This window comes from Mycobacterium sp. SA01 (assembly GCF_041287105.1).
Lineage (GTDB): Bacteria > Actinomycetota > Actinomycetes > Mycobacteriales > Mycobacteriaceae > Mycobacterium.
The window spans coordinates 462,330-475,287 of sequence record NZ_JBGGNO010000019.1 but is presented as its reverse complement, the minus strand read 5'-3'; the positions used below and the strand labels follow the sequence as shown (position 1 = coordinate 475,287).

Below are 12,958 nucleotides of genomic sequence, written 5' to 3'. Positions count from 1 at the left end.
CATGACCGGCCGGGTGCTGGCGATCTGGTGCATGGATTGGCCGGCGGTCGCCGCGGCCGCGGCGGCCGGACTGCCGGCGACGGCCCCGGTCGCGGTCACCCTGGCCAACCGGGTCATCGCCTGCTCGGCCGCCGCCCGCGCCGCCGGGGTGCGTCGCACCTTGCGCCGGCGCGAGGCGCAAGCCCGCTGCCCGCAGCTGCACGTGGTCACCGCCGACCCGGCCCGCGACGCCCGCTACTTCGAAGGGGTGACGGCGGCGGTCGACGAGGTGGTACCCCGCGCCGAGGTGCTGCGGCCGGGACTGCTGGTGTTGGGAGTTCGCGGCGCGGCCCGCTACTTCGGCTCCGAACCCGCTGCCGCCGAGCGCTTGGTCGACGCCGTTGCCGCGGCCGGTGCCGAATGTCAGGTGGGGATCGCCGATCAGCTTCCGACGGCGGTCTTCGCGGCCCGCGCAGGTAGGGTGCTCGAGCCCGGCGGGGATGCCAGATTCCTCTCGGCGCTGTCCATCCGTCAGCTGTCCGGCGAGCCCAGCCTGTCCGGTCCCGGCCGGGAGGAACTGGCTGACCTGTTGTGGCGCATGGGTATTCGCAACCTCGGTCAGTTCGCGGAATTGTCGCGCAGCGATGTCGCTTCCCGGTTCGGGGCCGACGGGGTGGCCGCGCACCGCTTCGCCCGCGGAGAACCGGTACGCGGGCCGTCCGGCCGTGAGCCGGCTGCCGACCTGGATGCGGTACTGAATTGCGACCCGCCGGTCGACCGGGTTGACGCAGCGGCATTCGCCGGGCGAACGCTGGCCGGCGCCCTGCATCGCAGCCTGGAGGCGGCCGGTGTGGGATGCACCAGGCTGGCCATCCATGCCGTCACGGCGAATGGCGGTGAGCTGACCCGGGTATGGCGCTGCGCCGAGCCGCTGACCGAGGATGCCACCGCCGATCGGGTGCGCTGGCAGCTCGACGGCTGGCTCAACAAGCGCAGACCCGACGATCGCCCGAACTCGCCGGTGACGATGCTGCGGCTGCAGCCGGTGGAAGTTGTTTCCGCGGAAGCGCTTCAGTTGCCGCTGTGGGGCGGCGTTGGAGAAGAGGATCGGCTGCGGGCACGCCGGGCGCTGGTGCGGGTGCAGGGCTTACTGGGGCAGGAAGCCGTTCAACTCCCGGTGTTGTCCGGTGGCCGTGGTCCCGCCGAGCGCATCACGTTGACCCCGCTCGGTGACGAGCTGGTGCCCAGGGCCGCCCCCGACCGGCCGTGGCCCGGCCGGCTCCCCGAGCCCGCGCCGGTGGTGATCCTGGATGATCCGGTGGAATTGCTTGATGCCCAGGGCAATCCGGTCCGGGTCACCGGCCGCGGGATGTTCACGGCCGAGCCCGCGCGATTGGACGGTGCGGGCCACCACTACCAGGGTGCACTGAGCTGGTGGACCGGGCCGTGGTCGGTGGACGAACGGTGGTGGGACAACAGCCACCAGTCCAGGGCCGGCCGCACGGCACGCGCTCAGGTGCTGGTGGACGGCCAACCCGGTGTCGCGCTGCTGCTGTGTTACCGGCAGCGCCGGTGGTATCTGGAGGGCGTCTACGAATGAGTCAGCCGGCGCGCGAACGGGCCCACCCGCTCGATGAACCGGTCGAAGAACGCCTCGGGATCGACCCCGACGCCGACGTGCGCGTTGGGTTCCCTGCCCCACCGCCGGCTCCAGTCCGCGATCGTCATGCCGCGGGTCAGCGTTCCGGTGAGCTCTACATCCACGGTCGTCGCGCGGGTTTGGATCAGCCCGGGATCGAGTGCCACCGCCGCCGCCAGTGGGTCGTGCAGATGCGCCAGATAGCCCTCGCCCTGGTCGAAGTGGAACTCGAAATAGAACCGCATCGCATCCTCGAGCGCGCGGATCACGTGGTTCTCGGCCGTCGACCGGGTGCCCCGCGCGTCAAGCACGCTCATCGCGGTGGTGGCGGTGTCCGCCGCGGCGGCAAGGCGGCTCAGGATCTTCGGTGTCAGCGCGATGTTCTCGGTCAGGTTCAACCCGCACACGATCGGAAGCTGATGCGGGGCAATCGTATTGGCATCCGCGGCCCGCCCCCAGGCATCGAACACCTCGGCCGCGGCCTCCGGGTCGACGCTGATGTTCCACTCGGCAACCGGCGTGGTGTTGCCGCGGTAGTCGAACGACCCGCCCATGATCACCAGCCGGCGCAACAGCGACGGAAGGTTCGGTTCATCACGTACCGCCAGTGCGAGGTTGGTCATCGGCCCGGTGACCAGACCGATGAGCTCCCCGGGTAGGGCGTGGGCGGCGCGGACCCAGGCTTCGGCCGAGTCATAGCTGGTGAGTTCGCGTTGATGCGGGGGCAATTCGGCATAGCCCAACCCGGCTGGGCCATGAGTGTCCTCGGCGGTGCGCAGCTCGGTGCTCAGCGGTTGGTCCGCGCCCCGGGACACCGGGATCTCGGGTGCTCCGCACAGCTCGAGTAACCCGAGGTTGTTGCGGCACACCTGATCCACGTCGACATTGCCACCGGTGGAGGCGATCCCGACGAGGTCGGCATCGGCGCTTGCCAGCAGGTACACCAGTGCCATCGCGTCGTCGACGCCGGTGTCCACATCGGCGAAAACAGGCAGGGCCGTAGGCTGGTCATCCCCGACGCTCACCGCGGTAACGATACCTGCCCGGGCATCAACTCAGCGGATCGCGCGTACCGCGTGGTCGGATGATGGCGGCCAGCCCATCACGATCGGACACACCGAGTTTCAGGCATGCCCGGTACACGTGTCCCTCCACGGTGCGCACCGAAACTGACAGCCGCTTGGCGATTTCGCGGTTCGACAGCCCGGCCGCAACCAACTCGGCGACCTCGAGTTCACGCGCGGTCACCGGCAGCGGCCGCGCCGCGGCCCGAATCGCGGGTGATGAGGCGCCACCGCACAGGGCGACCAAACGCATTGCCCGCGTTACAGATTCGATCTCCCTGCGGCGGTCATGGCGCTGCTTATGGCTCGCGGCCGCCAGCGCGGCGGCGTCGGCGGCCGACAGCAGCAGTCCGGCGCGTTCGAACTCGACGCTCACCGCGTCCAGCGCGTCGCCGTCGGAGTCCGCCACCGCCGCGGCGTGACGGGCATACAGCTGCGGCAGTGGACCATCGACACCCGCCACCAGCGACTGCAGCCGATTCGCGAGCCTGCGGTCGCCGAAACGGGCCGCGTCGTGCAATGCCTCGGCCTCCACGGCGAGCTGCCCGCTGCGGTGTGCGGCGTCGGCGGCCGCGCGGGCCAGTTCGACGGCGCGCCGCCCCCCGCCCCGGGCCGCGGCGATCCACGCCTTGGTGACCATCACCTGAGGGTCGAACAGTGCGACCGAGGGGCCGACGTGCTCGGCGGCCTCGGCCAGCACCCGCTCGGCGTCATCGGCGCTGCCCAGGCCGGCATAGGCGCGGGCCAGCAACAGCCGGCCGGGCAACCGCCACGGCAGCGAGTTCTCCGCGTTGAACGCCGCCATCGCCTGCTCGAGCGTCGGAATCGCGTCGGCGAACCGGCCCCGGTAGGTCGCCACCAAACCGGACATCGTCTTGGCGATCGCCCAGCCGAGAAACTCTCCTGACGAGGAGAACTCGGCGTAGTTCGCGGCCTGTGTTTCGGCTTTGTCGAGTTCGCCGGTGTGCACCAGCGCCAGCACCTCGCCATATCGGGCGAGCATCCGGATCAGACCATCGGTCGACTTCTGGGTGTCGAAGCAGCGCGCCATGATCGCGGTGAACTCATCGCCGCGTCCGGCCAGCGGCATCGCCATCCCGGCCGCGAAGGCGGCGGTCTCGACCGCCTGTTCGGGAGCCACCGGATCGGACAACACCGCCTCGGCTTTGGCCAGACCTTCGGGCAGCTTGTTCTCGAAGATCGTGAACGCGGCGTCGGCCGCGTCGACCATCGGCCGCAGGACCGGATGGGTGACCCGGCTCCGCAGCAACTCCATCACCTCGTAGGCGCGCGCGACCTCACCGAGTGACCAGAACACGATCGAGGCCCGCGGAACGCCCCACAGCAGCAGCTGACCCTCGTCGAGGTCGTCGGGGTCGAACCGGGCCAAGATCTCGTCGGCCTCGGCCGGCCGGCCCTGCCACATCAGCGCCCGTGACAGCAGGTGCGCCGGTCGCATCCCGCCTTCGCGTTCGAATGCGGTGCGGGCCAACCGTTCTCCCAGCGGTGCGTTGGCCAGCGACACAGCGTCCTTGGCCGCGGCGACCAACAGCCCGGTGTCGGCGGTCTGGTCGCTGTCCAGATAGAGCTCCGCGAGCCTGATCCGCCCGGCCACCGATGTCGGCTTCCGCCGGTTGAGCACGGTGACGATCCGGCCGCGCAGTATCCGCGCCGATGCCGTTCCGATCTGCCGCCGGATGACATCTCCGTAGAGCGGATGGCTGATGCGTGCGGCCAGCGTCGGGCCGTCCCGGTCGATCCGGATCAGCTGGGCCTTTTCGGCGGCGTCGATCGCCTGCTCCCCGGCCAGTTCCACCAGGGCGTCGAGGTCCAGCGGCTCGCACAGCGACAGCAGTCGTAGCGCGGTCACCGCATCGGGGTCGGCATGGTCGAAGCGGCTTTCCAACAGGGTCGCGAGACCGGACGACACCGTCGTCGCCCCGCGCAGCTGCCAGACGCCCTTGACCTCGCTCAGGGTGCCGGCCTCCAGCGCCGCCTCCACCATGTGCCGCAGGAACAGCGGGTTGCCGCCCGACTGTGACCAGATGACGTTGGCGCTGAGCTCCTCCAGGGTGCCGCCGAGCACCGACTCGACCAGGGCGATGCACTCCTCCCGGCTGAACGGCTCCAGGTCGATGCGGTGCAGGTAGCCGTCTTTCCACAGCGTCATCACCGAATCGGGGACGGCTTCCCCGCTGCGGACCGTCGCGACGATCGACCCGGTGCGTTCGACGGCGATCTGGTGCAGCAGCGTGGCCGACAGCTGGTCGAGTAGGTGCGCGTCGTCCACACCGATCACCGTGGGACCGTCGGCCAGCAGGGACTGGCGTGCCGAGACCAGCAGCTCGATCGGATCCCGCGCTTCGGTGGGCGTGACCCACTGCGCGAACGCGCCCAGCGGGATGCTGCTCGACGATGCGGTGCAGGCGGCCCATCGGGCGCGGCCCGGCAGGGCGGAGGTGACCGACCGGGCCAACGTCGTCTTGCCGACCCCGGCCGCGCCGGTGATCACCACCCCGGAAGCTTCGCTGTCTGCCAGCGCGGCCCTGATGACCTCGTGCTTGGCCGGCCGCTCCAATAGCTGCCAGCCCGTCCCCATGCGGTCAGCCTAAGTGCCCACCGGGTCCGCCGTTGGATTGTCGCTATGAACTGACTGAGTTCACCAATGCACGCCGGGTACCAGGCGCACGACTTGTTTGACCGGGCGCGGTGCGCGAAGCCGGATCACCGGCAGGCGCGGACCGTGGGCAGCCGGGCGCCGACCCTCGCCACGGGCGGCGGGCGAGTCGGGGTAGCCCAGATAGAGCTGGTGCAGGACCCGGCGGGCCAGTTTCGGGGTGAAATACTGGCCGGCGTCGGCCAGCGTCCCCAGCGGGGTGTCGATCCGGACCGGCTTGTCCACCAGTGCGCGGACCACCATCGCGGCCGCGTGTTCGGCGCTGATCGGCGGCACCGGGTTCAGCCGGCCCGACGGCGCGATCATCGGCGTCTTCACCAGCGGCATGTGGATCGTGGTGAAGGTGATGTTGTCCGACAACGTTTCCGAGGCCACCACGTCGGTGAAAGCATCGAGCGCCGCTTTGGTCGGCAGGTACGAGCTGTACTTGGGGTTTCGGGCCTGCACGCCGGCGCTGGACACGTTGACCACGTGGCCGAACCGGCGCGCCTGCCAGTGCGGCAGCAGCGCCAGCACCATTCGCACCGCGCCGAAATAGTTGACCGCCATCACCCGTTCGTAGTCGTGCAGCCGGTCGGTCGAGGCGGTCACCGATCGGCGGATCGAGCGGCCCGCGTTGTTCACCAGATAGTCGACGTGGCCGAACTGGCCGAGTATCTCGGCGATCGTCGTGTTGACCGATTCGGTGTCGGTGACATCGCAGCTGAAGGCGAACGCCCGCCCGCCGTCGGCGGTGATCTCGTCGACCAACGCGTGCAGCGCTTCACCGTTGCGCGCCAACGCGAACACGGTGGCACCGCGGGCCGCCACCGCCACGGCAGAGGCGCGGCCGATGCCACTGGACGCGCCGGTGATGATCACGTGTCTGCCGGCCAGCGGTGTCCCGGGATCGGAGCCGCTGCGCTCGGGGTCGAGGTGCTGGGCCCAGTACCGCCACAACACCGGGGCGTAGGCGGAGAACGCCGGCGGCTCGATCCCGCTGGGGAGCAATGCCTTTCGGGTGGCGTCCGAACCGAACACGGCGGTGGTCTGCAGAGTGTCGATGGCCTCGGGCGGCACCCCGAGTTGCGTTGCCGCCATGTCCCGCAACACTTTCGCCCGTCCGCGCGCGGCAAGCAGCGGCTGGGCCATCTGGCGGGGCAGGCCGCCGCGCAATGGCGGCAGTCCGGCGCCGCGGGCCACGCTCCGGTAGATCTGGCGCAGGCTCACCGACTCGGCGGCGGTCAGGTGGAACGTCTGCCCGTCGCGGCCCTCGGCATGGATGAGTTCCACCATCGCGGCGACGACATAGTCGACCGGGACGACGTTGATCCGACCGAGGTCCGGCAGAAGTATCGGCGTGAACGACGGCAGTGCGGCCAGTCGAGCCAGCAGCCCGAAGAGGTGATACGGCCCGCTGATCCGGTCGGTTTCGCCGGTGCGTGAGTCGCCGACGACCACCCCCGCTCGGTAGATGCGGAACGGAGTATTCGAGGAACGTACCCGCTGCTCCGCCTCGAATGCCGCCCGGTGACGGCGGGTGGGCAGCTGCTGGCCGACGTCGAAATCGTCCTCGGTGAACTCGCCCCGGAAGTCGCCGGCCACCGCGACCGAGGACAGGTGATGCAGCGTCGCGCCGAGTTCGCGGGCGAGCGCCACGGCCGACTCAGTGTCGGCAATCCGGCAGTTGATGACATGGTCGGCTCGCTCCGGCCGGTCGTCGGTCGACGTCCACACCTGTGCGTCATCGTGACTGTCGAGCAGCCGGGCTACGACCCGACGTCCGATGAACCCGGTACCGCCGGTAACGACATAGCGCATGGGTCATCATTGATCGCCGATCACGCCGCGGTCAACAGGCTGAGGACATCCGCTCCCGGAACCAGTCCGGCCACGGCCGCTTCTCGAACGTCACCGCGTCGACGCAGACGTGGATCATCGTCGCCTCGGCGATCAGCTCCTCACCGCGGCGGATGGCGAAGCGGCTGCTCAGCGAGGTCCGGCCGACGGGTTCGAAGCCGACGCCGACCACCAGGTCGTCGTCGAACCGCGCAGGCTGGCGGAACTGCAACTCGGCCGCGGCCACCACGAAGTCGATGCCCCCGTCGAGCAGCACCTGGTAGTCGCCGAAGATGTCGCGGACGGCCTCGTTGATGGCCATGTCGAACCAGGTCAGATAGTGGCCGTTGAAAACCCGGCCCTGCATGTCGCATTCGACGTACCGCACGCGCAGCGGCATGCCGAAGCTCATCTGCGTCATCTCAGAACGAGGTGATCCCGTCCCAGTCCACCAGCGTCCAGCCGATCACCGGATTGCCGGTCACCACCACCCGGCCGGTGTTCGGCAGCGGATGATCGGTCGCCAGGCTGTCCTTGGCGTTACGCGCATTCATCAACGTCCACAACATGATTGAGGCGGCGCTGGAAAACGCGACGGGCTTGTTGTTGCCGCTCTCGTAGATGCGTTGCACCGCCCCGGTGAACTTGCCGTTGAACTCGGCGCCGCTGACCGAACCGGGGATGCTGAAGTCGGTATCCCCGCGCAGCCAGTCGGCCGGGGCGACCATGTACGTCGCGGCGGCGTTCTTCACGCTGCGGCCGTCGAACCACCCGGCCGAGATTTCGTTGAGGCCCGGCAGCACGGTGACCTGCTTGCCCAGGGCCTTGGCCATCGGCGCCGCGGTCTGCTGGGTGCGCACCATGTCCGAGGCGTAGACGCCGTCGTACCCATTGCTCTTCAGCCGGTTGGCCGTTGCGGTCGCCTGCTGCTCGCCCGCTTCTGTCAGCGATGGTCCTGGCACGGACGTGTCGATGACCCCGGCCGCGTTGGCTTCCGACTCGGCGTGCCGGATGAACGTCAGGGTGATCGTGCGATCGTGCGGCGTATCGGAACTGCAGCTGGCGAGGAGGACGGCCGCCAGGAATGCAGCGATCAGCGAGACGAGGGTCCGGGCGCGCGGAAGATGCATGCTCCTAGCGTGCCTTGTCGAACGCTGTGGTGGGCGCGATTCTGGCCAGTGCGACTATGGAGTTTCTCCATCCACGACCTCAGGAGTGCGGCAATGGCCATCGACCCCACGGCAATCGGAGCGGTCACCGACCCTCAGCCCTACCAGTGGACCGATCGCGACGCGATGCTCTATGCACTCGGCGTCGGTGCGGGTACCGATGATTTGGCCTTCACCACCGACAACAGCCACGACATCACCCAGCAGGTCTTGCCGACGTTCGCGGTCATCTGCTGCCCGGCGTTCGGAGCTGCCACCAAGGTCGGGTCGTTCAACTGGGGCATGCTGCTGCACGGCTCGCAGGAGATCCGCTTGCACGCCCCGCTGCCCGCCTCCGGTCAGCTCTCGGTGGTCTCCGAGGTGGCCGACATCCAGGACAAGGGCGAGGGCAAGAACGCCATCATCGTGATGCGGGGCAAGGGCACTGATCCGGCCACCGGCGAGCTGATCGCCGAAACCTTGTCGACCGCGGTCATCCGCGGTGAGGGCGGGTTCGGCGGCCAGCCCGGGCAACGTCCACAGGCCCCTGAATTCCCCGACCGCGAACCGGACGCCCGCATCGCGATGCCGACCCGCGGCGACCAGGCGTTGATCTACCGGCTTTCCGGCGACCGCAATCCGCTGCACAGCGACCCCTGGTTCGCCCGTGAGATGGCCGGCTTCGACAGGCCGATCCTGCATGGGCTGTGCACGTATGGGTTCGCCGGCCGGGCGCTGCTGGCCGAACTCGCAGGCAACGACGCGGCGAAGCTGACCGCGGTCAGCGCACGATTCACCTCGCCGGTCTTCCCCGGAGAGACGCTGACGACCTCGATCTGGCGCACCGAGCCGGGCCGGGCGGTGTATCGCACCGAAGCCAGTGGCCCGGACGGTTCCAACACGCGAGTCGTGCTCGACGACGGCTCAGCCGAATACGTCGACTGATTCGCGGCGCCGTCGCGCCGACGGTCAGCCGACCGCGCCGCCGACGAGGTGGCCGATGCCGAACGTGACGGCCATCGCCAGCGCACCCCCGATGACCACCCGGTAGATCGCCCGCCGCGGATCGGCGCCGCCGAGGCGCGCGCTGACCCAGCCGGTGACCCCCAGCGCGATCAGCACGGCGACGAAGGTGATCGGCACGCGAATCGACGCCGGTGGCAACAGGATTGCCAGCAGGGGCAGGACCGCGCCGACCGTGAACGACACTGCCGAGGAGAACGCGGCCTGCCACGGGTTGGTCAGTTCGTCGGGATCGATACGCAGTTCGATGTCGACGTGGGCGGCGAACGCGTCGTGATCGGTGAGCTCCTCGGCCACCGTGCGCGCGGTGGCGGGGGACAGGCCCTTGGCTTCGTAGAGCGCGGCCAGCTCGTCGAGTTCGGCGGCGGGCTCGGTGTCCAGTTCGTTGCGTTCCTTGGACAGCATCGCTTTCTCGGAATCGCGCTGCGTGCTGACCGACACGTATTCACCGACCGCCATCGACAGTGCGCCGGCTGCCAGGGCCGCGATGCCTGCGGTGAAGATCGGGCCGCGCTCGACAGTTGCCGCGGCGACGCCGACCACGATGCCGGCGGTCGAGACGATGCCGTCGTTGGCGCCGAGGACCCCGGCGCGCAACCAGTTCAGTCGACTGCCGAAGGCGTCGTGGTGCGGCTCGGACGGATGAAGCTGCGGGCTGGTCACCTGTGCAGCGTAGGACTTTCGCCGTAGGCGCGCGCGATGTCTTCAGAGCCGGCCCAACCGGAGTATGTCGGGCGCTGCGGCCAGCCGGCCGGGGAGTCCTGCCACTCTTCCTGCCGACCCCACGGCAGCAGGTCGATGAGGGCGAACGAGTGGCTGAGTTGCTCGGTGCCGCGACCGTTGGTGTGCCAGGTGCGGTAGACGGTCTGGCCGTCGCGCAGGAAGACGTTGACGCCGAAGCCCTCGCCGGGGGCTGCGTCGACGTCGGCGCCGAACGTGCTGCCCGCCGACGAGTACCAGTCCATTCTGTTGCCGACCTTGGCCTTGTAGGCCAGGGCTTCGTCGATCGGTCCGTTGGTGACGATCACGAAGCGGGCGTCGTAGTTGTCCAGGAATTCCAGGCGGGTGAACTGGGAGGTGAAACCGGTGCAGCCCGGGCACTGCCAGTCCGCGCCGTCGGTCCACATGTGGTTGTAGACGATCAATTGCGAACGTCCGTCGAACACCTCGGCCAGCGCGACGGGGCCGTCGGGTCCGGTCAGGACATAGTTCGGCATCTCGACCATGGGCAGCCGCCGGCGTTGCGCGGCGATCGCGTCGAGTTCACGGGTGGCGGCCTTCTCGCGCGCGCGAAGTTCGTCGAGTGCGGCGCGCCAGGTCTGCTGATCGACCACCGGAGGCAGGGCGGACATGGGGACTCCTTTGTGTCGGGTTCCGTCACAAGGATGGACTCGCCCCGCCCCCGAAAGTCATCGGTTGTGTTCGACAAGCCCGGCCAGCGCCGGCGGCAGCGGGTGCTGATGCAGCACACCCAACCGCTGGGTGGCACGGGTGAGCGCGACGTAGAGCTCGGCCGCGCCGCGCGGACCGTCGGCGAGGATGAGTTCCGGCTCGACGACCAGCACCGCGTCGAACTCGAGGCCTTTGGTTTCCGACGGCGCGACCACACCCGGCATGCCCGGCGGTCCGATCACGATGCTGGTCCCGTCGTGATCGGCCTCCGCCGCCACGAATTCGTCGATGGCGCGCGGCATCTGCTCCGCGGTGACCTGCCGGGACCAGGGGCGCACACCGCATGCGCGTACTGATTCCGGGGGCCGGACGTCCGGCGCGAAGTCGGCCAACACCGCGGCGGCGACGGTCATGATCTCGGCGGGGGTGCGGTAGTTCACCGACAGCGACCGGTACACCCACCGGCCGGGCACGTACGGCTCCAGCATGTCCGCCCACGACGTCGCACCGGCCATCGAGCGGCGCTGCGCGAGATCGCCGACCACCGTGAACGACCGGCTCGGGCAGCGCCGCATCAGCACCCGCCAGTCCATCTCGGAGAGCTCCTGGGCCTCATCGACCACCACATGCCGGTAGGTCCAGTCCCGGTCGGCGGACGCGCGTTCGGCGAGATCCCGGTAGTCGCGCTCGGTGAAGCGTTCGGCCAGGCCAGCGGCGTCGATCAGGTCCTGCGCGAGCAGATGGTCCTCGTCGTCCATCAGATCCTCGTGGGCGACCATGTTCTCCAAAACGCCTCTGGCGTAGTCGGTTTCTTCCTTGAGCGCCTGTGCGGCGGCATCGTCGGCCGCCTTGTCGCGGCCCAGCAGATCGACCAATTCGTCGAGCAGCGGCACATCCGAGGTTGTCCAGGCGTCACCGACTTCCCGCAGTAGCGCCGGGTCGGCGCCGGCGGCGCGTAGCCGCTCCGGCGAGGTATACAGCTCGGCCAGCAGCTCATGCGGCTCGAGGACCGGCCAGAGTTGATCGAGGGCCGACAGGAACCGCTCGTTGTCTTCGAGGTCGGCGAGCAGATCCGCGCGCACCTTCTCCCAGGCGTCGCGATTGTCGCGGGTCAGCCAACCACGACCGATCCGGACGATCCCGCGCTCGGTCAGTACGTAGGTGACGATGTCGCGGAACACCGCACGAGCCGCGTTGTGCGGCAGTCGGCTTGCGCGCGCCTCGTCGATGGCCCATTGCGCGGTGTCGGCGGCGATCTGCATCGTGACATCGCCCAGCGGGATCTCCAACGGCTGCTCGGGCACACGTTGGCGGTCGGCGATCGCAGCCGCGAGGACATCCAGCATCGCGCGAGAACCCTTGATGCGGGCGACATCCGGGGTGTCCTCGGCGGTGACGTGCAAACCGGGCAGGAGATCGCCGACCGTGGCGAACACCACTTCCGACTCGCCCAGCGACGGCAGCACGCGCCCGATGTGATTCATGAACGCCTGGTTGGGCCCGACGACGAGTACCCCGTGGCGTTCGATCCGCGCCCGCTGGGTGTAGAGCAGGTACGCCACCCGATGCAGAGCCACCACGGTCTTGCCGGTGCCGGGGCCGCCCTCGATCACCAGCACGCCCGGGTGATCGAGCCGGATGATCTCGTCCTGCTCGGCCTGGATGGTCGCCACGATGTCGCGCATGCCCGGGCCGCGGGGCGCGTTGACGGCCGCGAGCAGTGCCGCGTCACTGCTGTACGGGCTGTCGTCACCGGCGTTCGGGTCGGGGCGGCCGAAGACCTCGTCGGTGAAGTCGACCAGCCGCCGCCCGAGAGAGTGGAACTGGCGACGCCGACGCATGCCCTCGGGGTTGGCGGCGGTGGCGATGTAGAACGCGCGGGCGGCCGGCGCCCGCCAGTCGAGCAGGAGTAGCTCGTTGTCCTCGTCGAAGATGCCGATTCGGCCGACGTAGAGACGCTCGCCCGTAATGGCGTCCAGTCGTCCGAAACACAGCCCCTGGTCGGCGATGTCCAACCGCGCCGCGGATTGCGCCAGGGTCCGCACCTCGGCATCGCGGGCAACCAGGGTGCCGCCGTCCTGGATGTCGATCGGGCCGGAGAGTGCGGCGCGGTACTGGGCCTTGACCCATCTGCGCCTGGCGTCGAGCCGGTCGTAGAGATCGGCCAGGTAGTCGCGCTCCGACTCCAGCTCATGGTCGTGTGCCTGCGTCGTCATGC

At 69.3% G+C, this 12,958-nt stretch carries 10 protein-coding genes; 2 read left to right on the top strand and 8 right to left on the bottom strand.

Annotated elements, in window-relative coordinates; translation table 11 throughout:
* Position 1 precedes the first annotated feature (1 nt).
* Positions 2–1,579, top strand: coding sequence for a DNA polymerase Y family protein (locus AB4879_RS18230; protein WP_370508697.1), 1,578 nt, complete (start codon positions 2–4; stop codon positions 1,577–1,579).
* Here the strand turns inward: AB4879_RS18230 and AB4879_RS18225 are convergent.
* Genes AB4879_RS18225 through AB4879_RS18205 form a run of 5 tightly spaced genes read right to left on the bottom strand, consistent with a single transcriptional unit; the run spans position 1,570 to position 8,307 of the window.
* A complete protein-coding gene (locus AB4879_RS18225) occupies positions 1,570–2,643 on the bottom strand; it encodes a nucleoside hydrolase (protein ID WP_370508696.1) in 1,074 nt (357 codons plus the stop codon). The two genes, AB4879_RS18230 and AB4879_RS18225, sit on opposite strands and share 10 nt — an antisense overlap.
* A 25-nt stretch (positions 2,644–2,668) precedes the next feature.
* On the bottom strand, positions 2,669–5,281 hold the full coding sequence (locus AB4879_RS18220) for a LuxR C-terminal-related transcriptional regulator (protein ID WP_370508695.1): 2,613 nt from the start codon (positions 5,279–5,281) through the stop codon (positions 2,669–2,671).
* Between the two features lie 60 nt (positions 5,282–5,341).
* Positions 5,342–7,159: an SDR family oxidoreductase gene (locus tag AB4879_RS18215; protein WP_370508694.1), complete on the bottom strand. Its 1,818-nt coding sequence runs from the start codon at positions 7,157–7,159 to the stop codon at positions 5,342–5,344.
* 31 nt (positions 7,160–7,190) lie between these two features.
* The gene (locus tag AB4879_RS18210; RefSeq protein ID WP_233209472.1) at positions 7,191–7,589 is read right to left on the bottom strand and encodes a thioesterase family protein; all 399 of its coding nucleotides are present in this window, start codon (positions 7,587–7,589) and stop codon (positions 7,191–7,193) included.
* Positions 7,590–7,599: 10 nt separating this feature from the next.
* The gene (locus AB4879_RS18205; RefSeq protein ID WP_036340645.1) at positions 7,600–8,307 is read right to left on the bottom strand and encodes a histidine phosphatase family protein; all 708 of its coding nucleotides are present in this window, start codon (positions 8,305–8,307) and stop codon (positions 7,600–7,602) included.
* 93 nt (positions 8,308–8,400) lie between these two features.
* Between AB4879_RS18205 and AB4879_RS18200 the strand changes: the two genes are divergently transcribed.
* A complete protein-coding gene (locus AB4879_RS18200; RefSeq protein WP_370508693.1) occupies positions 8,401–9,270 on the top strand; it encodes a MaoC/PaaZ C-terminal domain-containing protein in 870 nt (289 codons plus the stop codon).
* 24 nt (positions 9,271–9,294) lie between these two features.
* On the opposite strand, the gene AB4879_RS18195 is transcribed toward AB4879_RS18200, so the two are convergent.
* The 3 genes from AB4879_RS18195 to helR are packed head-to-tail and all read right to left on the bottom strand — an operon-like array spanning position 9,295 to position 12,956.
* Positions 9,295–10,011 carry a VIT family protein gene (locus AB4879_RS18195; RefSeq protein ID WP_370508692.1) on the bottom strand — a complete coding sequence of 239 codons (717 nt, stop codon included), beginning with the start codon at positions 10,009–10,011 and terminating at the stop codon, positions 9,295–9,297.
* Positions 10,008–10,700 carry a DUF899 domain-containing protein gene (locus AB4879_RS18190; RefSeq protein WP_370508691.1) on the bottom strand — a complete coding sequence of 231 codons (693 nt, stop codon included), beginning with the start codon at positions 10,698–10,700 and terminating at the stop codon, positions 10,008–10,010. Before AB4879_RS18190 ends, AB4879_RS18195 begins: the two co-directional genes overlap by 4 nt.
* A 57-nt stretch (positions 10,701–10,757) precedes the next feature.
* Positions 10,758–12,956, bottom strand: a complete 2,199-nt coding sequence (gene helR, locus AB4879_RS18185) for an RNA polymerase recycling motor ATPase HelR (protein ID WP_370508690.1) — start codon at positions 12,954–12,956, stop codon at positions 10,758–10,760.
* Between the last annotated feature and the right edge of the window lie 2 nt (positions 12,957–12,958).

Coding starts and splice junctions, on each gene's coding strand:
- helR (WP_370508690.1), bottom strand. CDS start 12,956: ATGACGACGCAGGCACACGACCATGAGCTGGAGTCGGAGCGCGACTAC.
- AB4879_RS18205 (WP_036340645.1), bottom strand. CDS start 8,307: ATGCATCTTCCGCGCGCCCGGACCCTCGTCTCGCTGATCGCTGCATTC.
- AB4879_RS18220 (WP_370508695.1), bottom strand. CDS start 5,281: ATGGGGACGGGCTGGCAGCTATTGGAGCGGCCGGCCAAGCACGAGGTC.
- AB4879_RS18200 (WP_370508693.1), top strand. CDS start 8,401: ATGGCCATCGACCCCACGGCAATCGGAGCGGTCACCGACCCTCAGCCC.
- AB4879_RS18190 (WP_370508691.1), bottom strand. CDS start 10,700: ATGTCCGCCCTGCCTCCGGTGGTCGATCAGCAGACCTGGCGCGCCGCA.
- AB4879_RS18215 (WP_370508694.1), bottom strand. CDS start 7,159: ATGCGCTATGTCGTTACCGGCGGTACCGGGTTCATCGGACGTCGGGTC.
- AB4879_RS18230 (WP_370508697.1), top strand. CDS start 2: ATGACCGGCCGGGTGCTGGCGATCTGGTGCATGGATTGGCCGGCGGTC.
- AB4879_RS18210 (WP_233209472.1), bottom strand. CDS start 7,589: ATGAGCTTCGGCATGCCGCTGCGCGTGCGGTACGTCGAATGCGACATG.